Annotated in this window: 20 protein-coding genes and 1 pseudogene; 13 read left to right on the plus strand and 8 right to left on the minus strand. The window is 50.7% G+C overall.

Features of this window, described 5'->3' with window-relative positions; genetic code table 11:
- Positions 1-81 precede the first annotated feature (81 nt).
- Both PQG83_RS08960 and PQG83_RS08965 read left to right on the plus strand, forming a co-directional pair.
- On the plus strand, positions 82-1,041 hold the full coding sequence (locus PQG83_RS08960; protein WP_312748643.1) for a succinate dehydrogenase/fumarate reductase iron-sulfur subunit: 960 nt from the start codon (positions 82-84) through the stop codon (positions 1,039-1,041).
- A gap of 82 nt (positions 1,042-1,123) precedes the next feature.
- On the plus strand, positions 1,124-2,008 hold the full coding sequence (locus PQG83_RS08965) for a CoB--CoM heterodisulfide reductase iron-sulfur subunit B family protein (RefSeq protein WP_312748644.1): 885 nt from the start codon (positions 1,124-1,126) through the stop codon (positions 2,006-2,008).
- A gap of 48 nt (positions 2,009-2,056) precedes the next feature.
- On the opposite strand, the gene PQG83_RS08970 is transcribed toward PQG83_RS08965, so the two are convergent.
- A complete protein-coding gene (locus PQG83_RS08970; RefSeq protein ID WP_312748646.1) occupies positions 2,057-3,016 on the minus strand; it encodes a DUF2891 family protein in 960 nt (319 codons plus the stop codon).
- Between the two features lie 179 nt (positions 3,017-3,195).
- Here PQG83_RS08970 and PQG83_RS08975 point away from each other — a divergent pair, with 179 nt between their 5' ends.
- The 10 genes and pseudogenes from PQG83_RS08975 to PQG83_RS09015 all read left to right on the plus strand — a co-directional run bounded on the left by PQG83_RS08975 (position 3,196) and on the right by PQG83_RS09015 (position 11,540).
- On the plus strand, positions 3,196-3,630 hold the full coding sequence (locus tag PQG83_RS08975; RefSeq protein WP_312748648.1) for a hypothetical protein: 435 nt from the start codon (positions 3,196-3,198) through the stop codon (positions 3,628-3,630).
- Between the two features lie 276 nt (positions 3,631-3,906).
- Positions 3,907-4,293, plus strand: a complete 387-nt coding sequence (locus tag PQG83_RS08980) for an SET domain-containing protein (protein ID WP_312748649.1) — start codon at positions 3,907-3,909, stop codon at positions 4,291-4,293.
- Positions 4,294-4,426: 133 nt separating this feature from the next.
- Positions 4,427-4,606: pseudogene (locus PQG83_RS21155) on the plus strand (glycosyltransferase); the annotation flags it as partial.
- Complete coding sequence (locus PQG83_RS21160) at positions 4,576-4,665, plus strand: glycosyltransferase (RefSeq protein WP_502572807.1); 90 nt, start codon at positions 4,576-4,578, stop codon at positions 4,663-4,665. The pseudogene PQG83_RS21155 and the gene PQG83_RS21160, both read left to right, overlap by 31 nt.
- Before the next feature lie 184 nt (positions 4,666-4,849).
- On the plus strand, positions 4,850-5,383 hold the full coding sequence (locus PQG83_RS08990) for a glycosyltransferase (protein ID WP_312748651.1): 534 nt from the start codon (positions 4,850-4,852) through the stop codon (positions 5,381-5,383).
- A gap of 563 nt (positions 5,384-5,946) precedes the next feature.
- Positions 5,947-8,220, plus strand: coding sequence for an LTA synthase family protein (locus PQG83_RS08995; protein ID WP_312748653.1), 2,274 nt, complete (start codon positions 5,947-5,949; stop codon positions 8,218-8,220).
- Between the two features lie 78 nt (positions 8,221-8,298).
- The gene (locus PQG83_RS09000) at positions 8,299-9,624 is read left to right on the plus strand and encodes a BamA/TamA family outer membrane protein (protein ID WP_312748654.1); all 1,326 of its coding nucleotides are present in this window, start codon (positions 8,299-8,301) and stop codon (positions 9,622-9,624) included.
- A gap of 60 nt (positions 9,625-9,684) precedes the next feature.
- The gene (locus PQG83_RS09005; protein WP_312748656.1) at positions 9,685-10,206 is read left to right on the plus strand and encodes an ankyrin repeat domain-containing protein; all 522 of its coding nucleotides are present in this window, start codon (positions 9,685-9,687) and stop codon (positions 10,204-10,206) included.
- Between the two features lie 105 nt (positions 10,207-10,311).
- Positions 10,312-10,758 (plus strand): Spy/CpxP family protein refolding chaperone, encoded by a 447-nt coding sequence (locus PQG83_RS09010; RefSeq protein ID WP_312748658.1) that lies wholly within the window; start codon positions 10,312-10,314, stop codon positions 10,756-10,758.
- Between the two features lie 410 nt (positions 10,759-11,168).
- On the plus strand, positions 11,169-11,540 hold the full coding sequence (locus PQG83_RS09015; protein WP_312748660.1) for a hypothetical protein: 372 nt from the start codon (positions 11,169-11,171) through the stop codon (positions 11,538-11,540).
- A gap of 56 nt (positions 11,541-11,596) precedes the next feature.
- On the opposite strand, the gene PQG83_RS09020 is transcribed toward PQG83_RS09015, so the two are convergent.
- Positions 11,597-12,037, minus strand: a complete 441-nt coding sequence (locus PQG83_RS09020) for an HIT family protein (protein WP_376753558.1) — start codon at positions 12,035-12,037, stop codon at positions 11,597-11,599.
- 309 nt (positions 12,038-12,346) lie between these two features.
- On the opposite strand from PQG83_RS09020, the gene PQG83_RS09025 reads away from it, so the two are divergent.
- Entirely contained in the window at positions 12,347-13,156 is an 810-nt protein-coding gene (locus tag PQG83_RS09025) for a dioxygenase family protein (RefSeq protein ID WP_312748663.1), read from the plus strand.
- Between the two features lie 43 nt (positions 13,157-13,199).
- Here the strand turns inward: PQG83_RS09025 and PQG83_RS09030 are convergent, their stop codons facing one another.
- From PQG83_RS09030 to PQG83_RS09055, 6 genes are all read right to left on the minus strand, one after another.
- On the minus strand, positions 13,200-13,865 hold the full coding sequence (locus PQG83_RS09030) for a glycerophosphodiester phosphodiesterase (RefSeq protein ID WP_312748664.1): 666 nt from the start codon (positions 13,863-13,865) through the stop codon (positions 13,200-13,202).
- 971 nt (positions 13,866-14,836) lie between these two features.
- Complete coding sequence (locus tag PQG83_RS09035) at positions 14,837-15,565, minus strand: ZIP family metal transporter (protein WP_312748666.1); 729 nt, start codon at positions 15,563-15,565, stop codon at positions 14,837-14,839.
- Between the two features lie 124 nt (positions 15,566-15,689).
- A complete protein-coding gene (locus PQG83_RS09040) occupies positions 15,690-16,193 on the minus strand; it encodes a hypothetical protein (RefSeq protein ID WP_312748668.1) in 504 nt (167 codons plus the stop codon).
- Positions 16,194-16,672: 479 nt separating this feature from the next.
- Positions 16,673-17,191: a c-type cytochrome gene (locus PQG83_RS09045; protein ID WP_312748670.1), complete on the minus strand. Its 519-nt coding sequence runs from the start codon at positions 17,189-17,191 to the stop codon at positions 16,673-16,675.
- 95 nt (positions 17,192-17,286) lie between these two features.
- A complete protein-coding gene (locus PQG83_RS09050) occupies positions 17,287-17,883 on the minus strand; it encodes a superoxide dismutase family protein (protein WP_312748672.1) in 597 nt (198 codons plus the stop codon).
- Positions 17,884-17,965: 82 nt separating this feature from the next.
- The gene (locus tag PQG83_RS09055) at positions 17,966-18,430 is read right to left on the minus strand and encodes a c-type cytochrome (protein ID WP_312748674.1); all 465 of its coding nucleotides are present in this window, start codon (positions 18,428-18,430) and stop codon (positions 17,966-17,968) included.
- Positions 18,431-18,783 lie beyond the last annotated feature (353 nt).

Consider the following 18,783-nt stretch of genomic DNA (forward strand, 5'->3'; position numbering starts at 1 on the left):
CCATTTTAGAGTTGCAAAGCCACCCGGTAACGGCCTAAAGGAGGTATACTATAAACATAAGCCGAGGAATCACCCCCACTGATGCACACCACTCTTCGCATACGCCGCTTTAATCCTGAACACGATCATCCCTCCTCGTACTATCAGGAATATGACCTGGAAATCGATCCTTCCGACAGTGTCCTCGATGGACTCATCAAAATCCGGGAAACCATTGATGATTCTTTAACACTTCGTTGTTCCTGTCGTGGAGCCATTTGCGGATCTTGCGGCATGCGCATTAACGGACACGCCACACTGGCCTGTAAAACCAAAATGATTTCGGTCGCCTCGGAAGGAGGGACGATCCAGGTTGAACCCATGAATAACATGCCGGTCATTAAAGATCTGGTCACGGATATGGCGCCGTTCTGGTCAAAGATTCGACAGATTCAGCCGTGGCTCCAACCGGAAGGGCCGCTTCCCACCGCTGAATATACCGCCTCCCCGGAATCCATGAGCCATCTCTCCGGGGTCATGAGCTGTATCATGTGTGGCGCCTGCGTCTCCGACTGCACGGTCTTGGATGTCGATAAGACATTCGTCGGGCCTGCTGCCCTGGCGAAAGCCTATCGGTTTGTCGCCGATCCGCGAGATGCGGCCACTTCCCAACGACTGACTTCCCTCAATCAGGCGGGCGGCATGTGGGATTGCACCCGCTGCATGGAATGTATTCAGGTCTGCCCCAAAGGGGTAGGCCCGATGGACCGAATCATGGCGTTGCGGGCAAAAGGTCTGGCAGAAAAAGTTCCTGCTACCTGTGGCTCCCGACATGCCGAGGTATTTTCGGACATCATCAAACACAAAGGGATTCTTGACGAACCGATGCTGGCGATCAGAACCTTCGGCCTTAAAAATATTGGCCGATTAATCGGTATGATCCCCATGGTTGTTCAATCGGTCTTTAAAGGCAAAGTCCCTCTCTCGGGTCCGCTTCACCGGCCGATTCCGGGAATCCAACATATCCAACGGCTCTTTAAACAGGTCAGGATTAAACGATGACATCTGCCAAAATCATTGCCATTATTTCCGGGCACAAACCTTTTCTCCCCGTAAGAGAGAGAAAACAAGAAGGGGGAGAGCAATGAAATATGCCTTCTTTCCCGGGTGCGTCTCAAAGGGAGCCTGCCCCGAATTGTATCAATCCGTCATGCAGGTCTATCCCAGATTGGGAATCGAACTCGCGGAAATGACCACCGCCTCCTGTACCGGTGCGGGTGTGTTGCAGGAAAAAGACCTGCGGCTGGGCGATGCGCTGAATGCCCGCACCTTTGCGCTGGCCGAACAACAAGGCCTCCCCATCATGACCATCTGTAGTACCTGCCAGGGCGTGATGAGCCAGGCCAACCATCGTCTCACGACTCAACCGCACTATCTTCAGGAAATTAATGGCTTGCTCCAAGAGGAAGGATTGACCTATCGGGGAACCACCACGATCAAACATTTTTTGTGGATTCTCCTGGAAGACGTGGGGGAGGAAACTTTGCGACGCCATATCACCCGTCGCTTATCGGGTCTTCGTGCCGCGCCGTTTTATGGGTGCTATATTCAACGGCCGACTAATGCCCTGGAATTCGACCGGCATCCTGATCGGGGAAAGTCCCTTGAACGGATCATCGAAATATTAGGAGCGGAGGTCGTGGACTTTCCAGGGAAAACCCGATGTTGCGGATTTCCCATTTTGACCATTAATGAAAAAAACTCGCTCACGATGGTCGCCACGCATACGCGGGATGCCAAATCACACGGAGCCGATATCATGGTTACCCCCTGCCCGCTCTGCCATCTCAACCTCGACGGCATGCAGACCAAAGCCGCCAGTCAGGAACAGGCATCTATCGATCTCCCGATTCTCCATCTTCCGCAACTGTTAGGCCTTGCCATGGGGTTGGATACCAAGAGCCTCGGATTACAACGAAACCTTATTTCTCCTGAATCGGCTCTGGCTAGAATTGGTGGCGGCGGATAACCACAGTTTTCCTGATAATAAAAGAGGTCTGCAGTGTTAGAACGGCGCCTAATCGAAGCTTAACGCAATAGCGTAAATACCGAATTGGGGCACCCAATGCCCGTGTTTTCGATAATCATCCCGCCAATACTTCGGCATCTCCATGTGCGTCGCTATATGGTTCACGTACAGCTCACGGAAAACCGGATCTTGCGTATGCTGATAAAGGGTCCACAATCCCCAGCTCCGGCTGAAGTTCAGGCCGGCTGAATGGACCGTGGGGAAAGAAGTCAGAGGAAAAAGGTTTCCGATTTCCTGGATGTAGGACTCCAGCCATTCCGCAGAGTCTTCAGGTGGAAGAATCGTAAGCAGTGCCCGGCATCGCTGGAGCGCCGCCGGGAAAAATTCATCCGTAACCTGGTCAAGGGAGGGAGAACATTTCTCATTAAGCGGCAATAGGCGGATTCGCGTAAAATTTGCCAGTTTTTCAAGCAAATCAGAATCCTGCTTCCATTTTCCCCAATGCCAGAGATTCAGCAGAGGCCAGGAAAGATTGGCATATGCCTTTTGTTGGGCATGCCAACGGACACCTTCATCTGAAAGGGAAACAAACCATGCTTCTAACCGCATGGCGATTTCATGAGCTAACGGCAGTAGGTCGAGTATTTCATAACCTTGTTCACGCTCTTGCGCAAGCTTGAGAAACCATGCAAATCCATAGGGCAACTCATGATCCAATTCGCCTCGTTTGAGCGCAGCCAACTCCTTCTCCAGACATCCAGGTGCAAGGGCCCCGTCTACAACCCTGCCCCACCGGGGTTCACTCGTCAGCCGCGAAGCCGTTAATAACGCGTAGGCGCCATGAACACTGGAATGCCAATCGATACACCCACAGAATGTCGGATGCGTCGTGTCCCGCCGGAGAAAACTCTGTTCCACCGTCTCAGCCAAGAGCCGAACATAGTCCAGCCGGGCCCCGCAAAATGCCTCCCACGACGGATAGTGTTGACCGGATTGTGCATTCACCATTGAACCTACTCCCTCCTCGAATAGTAACCTACATCCCACCATCATGGCTCAGCTAGAGAGTCTGGTTCCTCTAAAGATTTCGTTTGCCCTTGCCAGATTTTGGATACGCAAACTCGTCGGAATCTGCTACACTCCCTCGACGTTCAGATACCTCATCTTCACAGACAAAGGTGTTTCCCATGAATTTTGATCCAGCTATCGCTGCCCTGCATGCCCTACAACAGGCTGAGGAGCAAGGGGAACTTGGCGATTTTGAATCGGACATTTTAGAAGCGGAGGCGATATTTTCCACCGACCAAGGACCACAAGCCAAGCGCGCGTTTGATACTCTTCAGGAATTGGGGGCACAGCTTCCCCAGGCTCGACACCTGCAGGAGTTCCTCATTTACATTACCTGGCAGCAAGTCACCGAAGGCCCCCTGCCCCGTTATTTTCAACTTGGGCTGGACCTCTGCGATCGGTTCCTCGATCGATTCGGAAAACAAATTGAAGGCACTCCCTCACATCAACACGTGATCGCCATCCGGGAATCGTTTCAGGGCGGATTAGGCATCGAGGAAGAAGAGGATCTCATGCCGGAACATGACGAGGATGCGTTCCTGGGCGGTGATTAACCTTGAAACATTCCCTGTGCACTCACCGGTGTCTCCGGGAATGATCACACCTCCTGCGGGTTCGTCCGATCGAATGAATGAGCTTCGCTGAAAAACACATGCCGTCTCTCCTTTCCCTTCATCTCTCCTCTATCCTTGCCTCACCAACTTCCCATTTTGTACAGTTCGCTGAAATCCGTTTCCCTATAAATATTCCAACGTATTGCTTTTTACTCCCCTCTTCGAATGTCCCTAACTAATCGAGCTTCGGCCCGCAAAACCAGATGGCCCGTTCCGATGGAAGTCAAACCCAGTGGCATTGAGGGCCGAGGCTTATTCACCAAAGTGCCATTGCGATCCAGACAAAAAATCGGAGAGTATGAAGGAGAACGCATTACCCAACGAGAAGGACGAAGGCGCGCCAAAACTCAAAAGTGGATTGCCATCGTCGAAGTGAATAATGGGAAGTCGATCGATGGGGCAGCAGAGACAACAGGATTCCGGTTCATCAACCATTCCTGCACACCCAATACCTTTATGCGGATCATAGGTGAACGGGCAGAGTTTTATGCCTTGCACCCGATCAAGGCCGGAGCCGAACTCACGCTCGATTATGGCGACTCGCACCATAACGGGGAACTGCCCTGTACGTGTGGAAGCCTAACATGTCGAAGATTTCTTTAGAAAAGCTGATACGCGATCATTTCCCATATGTGCCGACTCGCCAGGCCTCCTATCAACGGTCACCACATCTTTTCTGAATGGCCTTCCGTAAGCATTCTTAAGCCCATTTGCGGTTTAAAAAAATCTCCGCACGAATTTCCGGACCACGTGCAACCAGGATTACCCTGACTTTCAGGTTGTCCTTTCGGTTCAACATCCGGACGATCCGGCAATCCCGCTATTATATGAAATCCGAAGGGAATTCGGACGAAAACGAGTCACGGGACTATTGCCAATTATCACATTGGCCCAAATGGAAAAATCAACAATCTGATCGGCGGGCTCAAACACGCTCGGGACGATATTCTGATTATCAGTGACAGCGACGTCTAATTCAGGCCTGATTATTTCAAAACCATGGTCGGACCTCTTGCCAATCCCAACCTGGGTTATGTCTGCACCTTGTACAAGGCCGTCAGGGCACAAACCTGGTGGGAGAAGATGGAACTGTTAACCGTCAATACCTAATTGATCCCCAATATGATTTTTGCACACGTCACGGGAGCATCCCGGTTTTGTGGGAGCGTCCACTGCCATACGGCGCTGCACTCCTACAGAAATTGGAGGATTTGAAAAACTGTCAGATTACCTCACGGAAGATTATGAAATGGGTCGTCTGATCTGTCACAGAGGACAACCAATGATCATTCTCCCGTATCTGGTGGAGACCATTGTCGACCTTCAAACCCCACGCGCATGGTGGAACCACTGGATCCGCATGGGTCAATCCCAACGCGCTGTTCGCCCGATGGCCCTGTTTGACACCGTGTTTTTTAAACCTATTTCCTTCGCCTGTCTCTATGTCCTTCTCTCCGGTGGGTCCCGGGTGGGGATGTCTCACCGTGGCGATCCGCCTCATGACGACAGGGATTATTCTGAAAGGCTGGCTTCAAGATCGAGAGGGACTTCTAAGTTTATGGTTATTGCCCATCCGAGATATTGCGGCACTGGCACCATGGGCAGTGGCCTATATCCAACGAACCATAAACTGGCGACACGCAACATGTATGCTGCCGGTCAATGGCCGGTAAGTCGCAGAGGGGGTGATTGACAATTCTCGCCATCCGAACCTTCTCACCAAAGCCCGTCTTATGGTCCAGACCCTCGCAACAAAACCAACCCGTGGAAGCAGGCAAGAAGATGCTCAACGGCAAAATTATATCTGAATGTGCTTCTGCAGGATCTGTGAATGTAGTGAGGCGCCTCAGCAGCCCCTCCGAAACACGCCGGAAACCCGATAGCCTCCATGGTCACTTCCTTGGAAGACTCAAAACGATCAATGGCTTAGCTTCGAAAAACATCGGGGACACCTATCAAGAAGGAGTGTCTGACCGGCCTGTCGGTCTCTCTTGTGGTGGTTTCTTTCCTAATAGATACCACTTATAGACATCGGTGGGACTTGCACGACATTCCCCACTTCAGATCTTTATGGCTGAGCTGATTATGAGCAATTTTGAACAGACTATGCCCGGTCTTTTGATCATACTGAACAGTGGCCATTTAGCAGGCTCTAGCAGATGATAGAGGGAGGACAGTTTTCCTCAAAAGGCAGTTAGCACGAAAGTTCCATACTACCCAGCCCTCATGATCCGCCAATCTTTCGGAATAGGAATTATGAATCGTTTCCTTGGCCCACATGAATTTTTCCCGCTTTTCAAGCATCCCCGGTCGCTCGCTTATCTATTGAGCTGGTGGGCGGTGATTCTTATCGGCATCCAACAAGCCGAACGGTGGTTTCTTCTTCCTTACGTCATAGCAAAAGAACCACCGACAATCAGTCTCTTGGGCAAGACTCTCCTCTTGGGGGTCCTCAGTGATGGCGTGACGGCAAGTGCGGGAATTCTTCTGGCTATGATCCTCGCTCTATCTGGTATACCCTTATGCTTGTTTATGGAAAGACCTCCTGGCTCGAAATGTTTGATTTCCATCTATCGACGGACACTTCAGTGGGCTCTCATACTATTAGGTGCATTGTTCTTAATGAGCGCCATGGTGGATGCTTCATACTATCGTATGTTTCACCATCACCTGAATTTTCCATTTTTTGAATACGTGGATGAAGCCTTCCAAGCCAGCCGGCACCATACGGAATCTCAGGGCTCCAACCAAACCATCGCGGAATTGGCTGAAGCCGGGAGTTGGCTTCGATATCTCATCACATATTTCCTTCTCCTCGCTTTGACCATCCTGACAGGAATCTGGGGAATGAATCGCCTCTGGTCTCATTCGATATTCGCCTACGCACAAACCACTCACTTTCAGTTCCGAGCAGTCCTGTTTGCCGTTCCATTTGCCCTTGGGGCTGCCGCATGGAGTCCCTTGCTTCCAGAGGCCTTTACCCTGCAAATTGAAAGTCCGGCCTATCATAACTTAGCTCAAAATCCAATCCTCTCCGCCTCACGCCCACTTCAAGAATACCTCCGATCCCAAGGGATGTGGACACCGGCGCAGCTTTCCCGACCCATGAGTGCGAACAAGGCACTAACCGTCACCCATCAGATTCTCGCTCCATCGGCAATATGGCCATCCACTCAATTTCCCCTGATCAAAGAACAATCCACCTTCCCGTCATTCATGTTTCCCTCACGAGTGAATATCCTTTTATTGTTGGTTGAAGGCCTCGATCGACGTTTTCTTGGAAAAATCCTATCCCTTTCGAATCCGGCACAGGAGCGAACGAACCTTCCCTCAAGAATCTCTCTCACTCCATTTCTTAATTCTCTGCGGCAAGACAGTGTGTATTTTGAACATTTTTTCAGCAATGGGGTGCAAACCACCCGAGGCCTCCTAGCCACCCTATGCTCAGTGTTCCCGAGGCAGGGAACCGCCGTCATCAAGACACGCAATACGCATGAGTATCTCTGCTTTCCCTCTGTGCTCCAGAAGGCCGGGTACCGGACAGAAATGATGATGGGCCTCGATAGCGATATTCCAGGTTCACGTACATTTTTAGCCAGAAATGGAATCGAGCAGATCTCCGGTGGTCAGGATTTTCCCGCGGGTGTGGAGCGAATGGGCATCGGCCTCACGGACGGCGCCTTGCTTGATGGCCTGTACCAACGAGTCGCCGAATTGCAGCAGCAGCCCGACCCCTATTTCCTTGCTGCCCTCACAACCGGGACCCATCATCCTTTTACGATTCCCTTGCGGCACCCTGAAGTTCGGGCATTAAAAGATCAGCCTGATCCCTATCTGGCAGCTCTTCGAAATTTTGATCTTGAATTTTCGCGGGTGTTTGCCCATCTCAAACGTGACGGGCTGCTGACCAACACCATACTCTTCGTCCTGGGAGACCATGGCCGACATGAAGCCGTAGGCTTCACGGAAGGCGAACGTGTGGCAGGACATTTTTCGATCCCTCTGTTCATCTGGATGGATGAGGCGCTCAGAACTCAACTCCAGATCGTGCCCCATACCGTGACAACCGTTGCCAGTCAGGTAGATATCGCACCGACGATATTGTCCCTCACTGGTCTCACACCGAACCTCACCCCTTTCATGGGAAGAGATTTGACTTGCCTCCTCATCAAGAACTGTTTGTCGGACAACCTGGCGTATCTCAGCAATATGTATGATGATGCGATTGGACTAGCCGATCATCAAGGGATCTGGTGGTATGCGTTCGATACCGGATTGCTCAACCATACCGATCTGGATCTGCAGACACCCGTCATGCACCCTTCCCTTGATGAAATTGAAGCGGCGCACGCTTACCGTTCCATGATCGGTCTCTATCTCACCGCCAATACCCTCATCGAATACAATCGGATCTGGTCGCGTGGAAAAATCGACTCACCATTCACCCCAACCGGAACTTTGCATTCCGTATCTCCAACTCGTGTCCCTGCCTCAACCCCTGGTGAAACCCCTCTTCTCCAATATGAATGAACATGATGACCACTCATCCGAAAACCATGAACCATGCACCGACAATTTTTCGGGGCTTTGAACAGGATCGTTACCTTCATGATTTTTGTGGAGTGCGGAGCGGTGTTTTCCCCGGAAACCTCCCTGGGGCGAAACGCTCCCGAGACCGAGCAGGCTTCTCAAGAGCGGCAGGAACGATTCAAATATGACCCGGATTTTCCAGTACAGGGTACGGAAGGACAGAGAGGGGAAGCGAAACAGGAAAAAGCCAAAGAGGAAGCGATCAGGTCCCTTCCGACCAAGGGAGAATTTACGGTGTTTCCCGTCCCGGCTTTCTCCTATAGCCGCAATGAAGGGGCCTATTACGGTTTCCTCGTCCCGATGCTCCGATCAAATGTGAACGGCCATTTGGAAGACATTATTGCTCCCCAATATTTGCATAATAAATATATCGGGGAAACATTGACCATGAACTACTATGGATATCCGTCTGATACCACGCAATACCGGGCGATCCTGTCCTACTCCACCAAGGTTCAGCGTGACATCGATCTGTCTTACAAAAATGTTGGGGCAGGAGGGGGGCGGTATATCCTGGCGGGACAGGGCTCCTGGTTTAAAAATCCCTTCCGACGATTTTTTGGAATCGGGAGCCAAACGAATGAATCCGATGAAACCTCTTATACTTCAAAGGAAATACTGGTGGATCTCACTGCCGGGATCCATTTGGCTCAGGATATTGCCCTTATGTGGAGCGAGCGGTACCACCAAGTACGCGTCGACGATGGAATCATCAATACGCTTCCTACCATTCAAGAGGATTTTCCAAACACTAACGGCATTGACGGAGCAGATATTCTGGGACATAAACTGACATTTCGTTATGACACAAGGGACCGCCAATTGATCTCCACGCAGGGAACCTATTTGAACGTTTCCGTCGAATGGAATCAGAATTTCAAACAACATCCTGTGACGGACTGGTGGCGAACCACCATTGATGCCCGCCATCTTGTCCCACATTTCCATAACCGTCTGGTTTTTGTTTCCCATTTGTACGCCGACACCGTCAATGGGGGAACACCCCCCTTTTATGAACAACCGACCTTGGGGGGAGAGGATTCCCTTCGAGCCTTTGGAAGAAGCCGATTCATCGACTCCACCGCCCTGGTGATCAATCTGGAAGAGCGGGTGCTGATTCGACAACAAAAAATTTTCGGATATCTCCTGGACTTCCAAGTCGCGCCATTCATTGATATCGGTCGTGTAGGATCCCATTTTAGTAGCAACACCATCCTTCATCCTCAGGTCAATCCTGGGATAGGATTCCGGTTCCTAGCCCGCCCCCATATCGTGGGTCGGGTTGATGTGGCGTATGGGAAGGATGGAGCCAATGTGTTTGCCGGATTGGATTATCCCTTTTAACGGGGTGAATGCTTTCTTGAGCGATTGGGTATGAATAGACATCCAGCCACAGGACCCATCATGAACAGATACAGTTATCGTCTTGCCTACCTGGGCATGGCCTTGATGCTTTCAGGATGCTCCTTGTCGTATTTTAACGCCGCCACCAACGGCGACACGGAAAAAGTGTTGGCCCTCCTCAAGGATGGAATCGATGTCAACACCACCTTTCCCATTGTCAGGACCCACGCACTGATGGTCGCGGCCGCATTCGGTCATGTGGACACAGTCAGCGCGCTTATTGAAAGGGGAGCAGACGTCAACGCGAAGGATTTGACAGGGTGGACTCCCCTGCATGCCGCAGCATTCAAAGGCAACATGCAAATCGTTCGCCTTCTCCTTGAAAAAGGCGCGGTCGCTGAGCCATCGACCTGGTTTTTGGAAAGTCCGTGGGTCATGGCAGAGGAATTGGGATATCTGGTAATCGTTCCCATATTGAAACAAGCTGAATGGCAAACGGTGGCAAGCCCCCTGCCCTGCATCCCCGAGGATTTCGTCACGAATAACGCCCTCATGACCGCATCTTCTCAACACGTTTGTTAATCATTGATGGGGACCCACCACACAGCTTCTTTCGGATCTGATATACTGGATAGTTTTCCCATAACCGTTCACCCTGTGTGGCATTTCTTAATCTAGGAGGTAGGTATGAAGCATTCACTCGAACACCAGATTACCCATGCCGGCCAACAACCATGGCTGTGCCGAATGATGATCGCCGGATTGTTCAGCAGCGCGATGATTTTTGGTGCCGGAGCAGCCTGGGCGGATGGAGACGGTCATGGTTACGGGCATGATCCGAAATCTCATCTGGAGAAACTCACGAAGAAGCTGGATCTCACGAAAGAACAACAGGACAAGATTCTCCCCATCATTGAGGAGAAGCACCAGAAGATGGAGGGGCTTCACCAACAAATGAAGGACATGCGCAAACAGGCCATGGCAAAAATTGAGGCCGAACTGACACCGGAACAACAAGCGAAATGGAAGGAAATGCAAGAAGAACGGGAAGCCAAGATGAAGGAATACAAAGAAAAGCATGGCAAAGATGGTGACAAAAAAGGCAAACACGGCAAGGGCGAAAAGCATGATTAAGCCTTAACTGAGAATGGGGGGCGGATCTATTCACTATCAGGTGCATATCCGTCCCTCTTCCCTACCCTTTCAGACTCCTGCTCCCTATCCTCCCCTGCAAAAGTAACCGCAGGCCGCAACCTGTCTCCCCTTCATCGACCTCCCGATGATGGCAAGTCTTAGAAGTCTACAATCCCCAACACTGTCAATCCGTAGAAGAGGTCACGGGCTCAAATGGAGGGCCGGAAACCAGCCGGGATGCCCGATTAAAATCAGGCATGAGAGTAACGGAGGGGGGAAAAGGCAAGGCCTGTCTGCCAAGACAGAAAAAAAATTCACAAGCACTCTTCTCAATTTCCCAATACACGCCATTATTGTTAGCATATGACTTTCCAAATAGGGTGTATTCGACCGCATAGGGGGATCAAGACATGCTTGAGGTGGTAGAGATTCGGGTCAGCTATCGATATGTGAAAGAGCATTCCTGGGTGGTACAGGGCATTACGGGGTTTCTTTCTGCTTATTTCATGGAAAAACCAGGCTTTACTCTGAAACGACACTTTGAAGAATTGGAAACCGGCATGCACGTCTGGTTATGTGATGTTCCTCCCAAGATGAAAGTTCCCACCCTTCTGAGGCGGCTGAAGGATGACATCCCTCCCTGCCAATATACACAGCTCGAAACAAGCCCACCCGCGCCACCGCGATTTCTCATCGATTCACTAGAGCCGGAATCCGCCTCTTCCTCTTCTACTCCAAACGAAGATTTCGAAGCCACTAAGGACGAAAGGACAAAAGGGTAACAACACGGAAAGCGCCACGAGGTGAGCGGAAATTCACGCTCGTTAGGCCGAGCAAACTAGAGGGGTTGGTTGGGATCAATGCGCAAAGCCGACCGAAGAAGGTGGACCCGTTCGGACAACTGTTCAGCGGAAAGCCGAACAGCCTCATGCGGCACACACCACACCGGTTTCAACGGATCGGGATCGGTCTTGAGCCTTGGAATCAGATGCCAATGGATGTGAGACACCTGATTCCCGAGCAGTTCATAGTTGATCTTCTTCGCGTCAAATACCTGTGTCAGTATCTGCGCCACGTGGGTGACTTCCTCCATCAACATGCCACGCGCATCTCTGGATAAATCAAACAGTTCTGAAGCATGGTCTTTCAACACCAATACGGTCCAGCCCGCAAAAAACTGGTCCTCAAACACAAACGCTCTGGTCAGACCACAATCGACAATATAATGATCTGTGAACGGCCATGCTCCAACACATATTTTGCAAGATGGCTCAGTCACGGCAGTAGAAAATACGAGGGAATGAGGAATTCACCAATAGAGAGTAAAGATTTCAGGGACACCACACGGAAGAGACGAGGCCGATTGGACCCATGACCCCTTCTGTTATCCTGAAACAACATACCGCACGTTCCCTTCATCGTGGAAGACTACATCCTGCATCATGTGGTATTTGAAAGTACGGAGAATATATGAAAAAATGACCGAAGAAGCGAACGATCCATCCATTGTCCGGAGTTGTCACCCGTCCGCAATCAGCCTTACGGTTGCCATAGTCTTGCCACTTCCATATTTGGAGAAGGGACCCATATGACAATAGAACCGCATAACTTGTCTAGAAGAACCCTGTTAAAGCGGGGGATGGGCATCTTCGGCTTGTTCGCTGGAGGCCTTATTAGCTCCTCCAGCCTTGCAGAAATACTCAAGGAACCAACTCCCCGTCAATCCCTGGGGCCATTTTTCCCCGACGAGGGAGACCCGATAGATGCCATTCGCGAAAACCACGGGATCGGGATTCCCATCAGTCAGGCGAACGATCAGGATCTCACATTTGTCAAAGGTCGCAGGGGAAAAGCCAAAGGAAAGGTCATCTATCTGAGAGGAAAAGTCTTGAGCGCAAAAACCGGAAAGGCGATACCTCACACGGTGATCATCATGTGGAGTGCCTCAGCCTCCGGCCGATACAACCACAAAAAGGATGACGGTATGTTGAGATTTCCCCATCCCACGACCGGAGAAATCATTCACCGGACCTACGATGCGTATTTTCAATACTGGGGACGAGCGGTCACCAATGAGCAGGGAGACTATTGGTTCAAAACCATTGTTCCCGGCTTTTACCCCATTGACCTGGAAGCCGGACTGTACCGCCCTTCCCACCTGCACTTTCAACTGTTCCCTCCAGAGCATCAAAAACTGGTCACCCAGCTCTATTTCCGTGGCGACCAAATACCCAACAATGAACTGAACCAGAAATTACTTCCAATGGATGTGGTCATTTTGGATGCGGGACTCACCACAATCGATTTAGAGAGAGTGATCGTGGACTATGCCCCGGACGCATCGGGAGAGATATCGGATGGCTTGGTCGGTCATTACGATTTTCTGGTGCCAAACTAGGAGAAACAGGCTTCTCTGAAAAGGCGCTTTGGCGCAAGACCGATTAGATCCGGTCGGGGAAATTGGAAATAATTCCATCGACCTCCAGCCGCTTCATTCGTGCAATATCATCAGGCTCGTCAACCGTATAAACGAATACTTTGATGTCTTTCGCCTGAAGCGCCTGTACAAGCGCAGGCGTCACAACATTCAACGCCACTCCCACATGGGTCGCTTGAGCGGCGGTGGCAAAGGCCGTGAAAGGTATGGGCACGTCTTCGATTAACGCCAATGTGAAAGCATCTCCTATCAACCTTCTCACCGGTAACAGTTCCTCATGAAAAAACGAGGCATAAATCACTGTCCCCTGAAAGTCAGCGGCCTTCACCAAAGCGCAGACGTCAGCGGCAATTCCCCTTACCTTTAGTTCAATCATGGCACCAGCCCGTCCACTGAGACAGGCGAGAGCTTCTTCAAGGAGAGGAATCCTCTCGCCCCCTCCCGCATCCAATGCCCGAAGTACGCTTAGCGATAACTCTTCAATTTTCCCCACCCCGTTTGTCGTCCGGTCGACCGAATCATCATGAAGGAGCACCAGGGCTCCATCTGCCGTTCGCCGGACATCAAACTCGACCATATCGACACCATATTTAATCGCCAGTTCCAGAGCAGCCAGCGTATTCTCAGGCGCATGGCCCGCCGCACCCCGGTGTCCAATCCGAAGAAGCATTCAGATGTGATCCGTTTCCTTGATCATACGCGTATCAGTTAAAGGTGTTGAGTGGACTATTTTCTATAGGATGATAAGGGACTCGTCAAAAATGTTCTTGCAGGAGCAACTCAAAGCCAATGACCGAAATGCAAACTAAGTTCAACGAATGTTTTTGTGGATATGCATATCTCCCATCGCTGTGCTTTCCGGGTGTATAATAAAATGTGATGCCTAGGCGTTGGTCTTTGAGATGATCTAGAGTAATCAAGGACGAAAACAACGAGAAGGCGAACTCTAAATTCCGGTAACAACGTATGGGAGCAACAGAAAAAAATGATTGTGGGAAAATCGTCTTTTGTTTTTGAACCATTACATATTGGAGGAACGGTCCTTTTTTTAATGATGAGCATTGCTTTGATTGTGCCTTTTACGTCAGCGGCGACTCCTACATTTCGGATTATCCTTAACACTTTCTCCCCGTATTATTCCCCAAAATTTGTTGAACTTGCGGCCGGCACTCCAATTTCGTGGGAAAACCCAACGGCCGATATTCATTCCATTACCCACGATGGGTGTATAAGCGGTGGACAATGTGACTTTGATTCCGGACCTATTGGCCCCAATCGTACCTTCACAGTCAACCATTTACCTCCAGGCTATTATCCCTACCACTGTTCGTTTCATCCCATCATGCGAGGAACCCTGGTAGTGCTAGAGTCCACCAGCCCCAGTGAGACCTGATCCGGCATTTTCCTGAATGCTGTAGTCTCATGGGTAAGATTGAATAAACCCATAGGCTTGGCTAGGGTTAGACGTTAGAAAGGACTTTGTGGGTTCATAGAGGATCTCCTTTTTTCACACAATTGAAGTTTTTCAATCGCATATCACGCTTTGAATTTTTCCCACGTCTGCGATTCCTTTGACCGTGTTCGTACCAATGTGTCACCCCCTCGGTTAGCACCTATAAATAATAGATGGTTTTTCTGGAATTAGCCGTGAGTAAGGATAATACCGAGAGCAACCGCAACACCGCCCCCCATGGCTGCCAGACTGTAGGGACGGTCTTCCCGCTCGGCTAAGGGCAGAAGATGCGTGGCTCCCACATACACAAACGCTCCGGCTGAAACCGCAAGCAACGCGCCCAGGACGGTCTCATTGATCTGATGGATCATGGGGATGGCCAACAATGTCCCAACCGGTGTGGTGAGCGCTGCTGCAAGAAAGGCCCAGAGCCATGACTTTTTTGGAGTGAACCCGCTGCGAAGTAACAATACATAGGTGACAATCCCTTCGGGAAACTCATGTAAGACCATACCGATACCCGCTAAGGTTCCGGTTAAGACGCTGACGCTAAACGTGATGGCATACACGACCCCATCCAGCGTCGAATGCAGGCCGATACCGAGCAGAGGAATCAATCCAATGGCTGTGTCGGGAGTACTATCGCAAACATAGGCATGAATGAACCGGTTGATCAGATGAAAGGCCAGATAGCCCGCCAGCAAATACAGGGGCGCCTGGTCGTTCATGTGAAAAGCCTGAGGAATGATATGGAGAAAGGCCACCGAGATCATCACCCCTGCTGCGAAACAGGAAAAATAGGTGGCATTGTATTGTCCCCATGATCCAAACCGACGAATGACATAAAGGCCCGCGGTCGTGACCCCGGCCGCGAGGAGACTGGCCAGGATGGCATATTCGTAATGTGTGTTCGTCATGATATCGGGTCACTTGTGGGAGGGATGCGAAAGATATCTGCCAATACCCTCTGTGCCTGACAGATAAGGAGAGAATTCTAGACTTTACTCGGAAGAGAAACAATAATGATCGCAGGAATTTGTCTTAATCCTGCAAACGAAAGACTTGATGGCATTTCACACAGGCATGGATGGTTTGCTCAAGGTGAGGGAGGATCTGTTTGAGGTCTTTGGTCGGGATCACTTCTCCCAGCGCTTCCGCAGCCTGATGATGTGCCATCGCCAGATCATGGTATTCCGGCGGGAATGTGGCACCCTGCTCACGCTGCATGGCCACATGGTGTTTCGGGAAACCCAGTTCCTCATTTGTCAAAGTAGCCGCCCCGGCAAAATCTTCTCGCCCTAATGCGCCAACGATGGCATCAATGGCTTCAAGATGCTCTCGCATGGTCAACTTCAGACCCTCCTTGGCAGCCGGAGGGAGATCCAATGTCATGAGTTTTGTTCCCGACATCTTCCGCATGGCAGGATCCCCTGGGTGTGAGGCATGATGATACATTTCGGCGCTTGAAAGACCAATGCTTACCACCAACATCACCATGATGACCATTCCAGCGCAGGCCTCCCTATTGATAGTCCGTCGAATCATGAATGGGTTTTTATTATGCGATTCTAAATCTGGTTTCAGGAGAAAATTCATTATGATGCCAACCATTTTTTACGGTTTCAGCGAACGGATGTAGACAGAGATCATTGAATTGATCATCCTTCATCACTTCCTTAAAACCCACCATAGCTGTCCCTGATCTTCCATTCATGATTACCTCTTTAAGTTGGGCGTCTGACTTGGACTTGGTATCCTCACTGGCCAGATTGGCGGGAGGAGGATTTAAGTATCCACCATTTCTCCGTCACCTTTCCCCTCCGTGACAATGGCCACAGGACTGTCGATACTATGTTTTCCCTTTTTCGATATCCCCGGTTCCGGCAACGGCGAAGCCGGCCATGATTACTCCCAACGCGAGCCCCACGAACAGCATCGCACTACTCTTCTTTGATTTACCTTTTTCATCCGGCCTCCTCTGGAATCCCTGCTATGGTTGAGTGACGGCATACGCTTTCTGTTTATTAGCGATACCTCATCATGCCCCGGCCCTGGTGCCGTCCGCCTCCCTGAGGACCTCCTCTTCCACCATGGGATCCTCCGGAAAAACTTTCCTCATATTGCATCACGGTCCATATTTCTTCATCCGAAAGCATTCCACCAAAAGGAATCATCCCGGTCCCCGGCGATCCATATTTGATCACCCAAAAAATTTCCCCTTCCGACCGATGTCTCCAAAACCCATGTGACCGGAGTACACGAGGCGGGGGGTTGAGAGTCGCCGCACCCGGGCCATCGCCGCGTCCACTCACCCCATGACAATTGACGCACCCACCCTTCCCTTCATATATCGATTTTCCTTTTTCGATAATGTCCGGTGAGGACGGCAACGGGCTCTGCAGCGCTCTGGCTTCAGCCAGCTTGTCCGCGGAGACCCGGGGCTTCATCATCTGTTGGTGCCCATGTTCTTGAGCCAACACCTGGGATCCACTCACCACCAGCGCTAAGATGAGTCCACTCGCCCATCGACATGCCTGTCTCATTGTTCCTCCTTCTGTTTTTTCTTCTCTGCATCCTACATCGACATGAGGCTTATACAACTTTTCATACCAACCCAGCGTCATCCAGGACGTTTCGCCTACATCGAGGTTACCGGTTCAATGATTCCGCAGGCATCACGAGCCCCACCGGCACATCCAGGATTGAGTTCGCTATCCTGATCGCAATAGAGATCTTCATTGGTGTGGATGATGAATGCACTGCCATCTTCATCAAACACGCTCAACCGGCCATCCGATAACGCAACCCGGGTGGTTACCGCATGCAGTTTCCCCACTCCGTTGACTACCGTGATATTGACCAAATCCCCCATGTGGAAGGGATGATTGAAGTCCGGCGCGTCAGGTGTGGACTTACCAAAGGGTCCGGGATCATGATGGCCCTTCGCAGCTCCACACGGCTGACAACTGGCAACCTCATGAATATGGACCGCATGCTTCCCATCCTTTAATCCCTTGACTTCCATCTGGACATAGAGTTTTTTGATTCCCTCTTCAGATTCAAATTCTTTGAGAGTGGCGGTTCCCGTAATGGCCGGATCCGTGCATCCTTGAATGGTCGCGTTGGCCGATTTCGATATGTCGTGGTTTCCGTAATGACTACACCCCCCAACGACCGCCAACAGAAGAACCGCAAACCCTACCAGCTTACTTCTTCTGAATTGTTGTTCCCACATGATGTCCCTCCTCTGTATATATGATTAAGAGATGAAATCCTTTTACACGACTGCGTGTCTTCTAATGAACAGAGATGGGCCATTATGTTCCTCCGAAGGTTCGGATGTAGGCGATGATCTGCCAGGCCTCCTTATCCGTAATATACTGCGGCATGTATGCCACCATGTCAGTCCCGTGACTCCCATGAATTAGAACCCAGAACAGTTCCCCATCACTTCTGGCTGCCTGCCAGGCCGCATCTGCAAAATTGGTTGGCATTTTGATATCAGGAGGAAAGGTTCGACCCGCGGTCGGTGCCCCTGTCCCCTCCCAGCCATGACAAAAGGCGCACCAGCCCTTGCCTTCATAAAGTTTTTTTCCGCTCGCAATAAATTCCTCGGTGGGGGTGAAGGGATTCGTAAAGGATAGGGCCTGCTCCATACGATCAGACGGGACTCGTGGCTGAAGATCTCCGGCACTGCCCGCCCAAGCCGAGGCACAGGCGAAAGAAACCGTTACAAGGATGATCCAGACTCTCGATTGCATCTTTTGCCTTAATATTTGCATCAGGACTGTCTCCTTGGTTGGTGATATAGACTCGGCTCTTACCTGTTTCCCCATGTTATTCCAAATTACGTGCCAATGTTAAAGTCCGGTTTTTCTACTGTTTTCAGTTTTCAATCATGGAAGTGAGGCAATTTGCATCACACCTTAGAGTACGCTGATGGACAAATATCCCCAAACCAGGATCCTGTGTTGTGAGGCCGCAATGGGTAGGACTCTAAAACGAAATCCCTTCGGTCCATTAGCAATTTTCTAGGTTGTTAAGATTTTTTAGATCGTTTAGAAGGGAGAGGATTTGGCGCGACAACGAACCAAATATTCGACAGTCCCGGCCCGAAGGCAACACGGCAGAAAGC

Source organism: Candidatus Nitrospira neomarina (assembly GCF_032051675.1).
Taxonomy (GTDB): Bacteria; Nitrospirota; Nitrospiria; order Nitrospirales; family UBA8639; genus Nitrospira_E; species Nitrospira_E neomarina.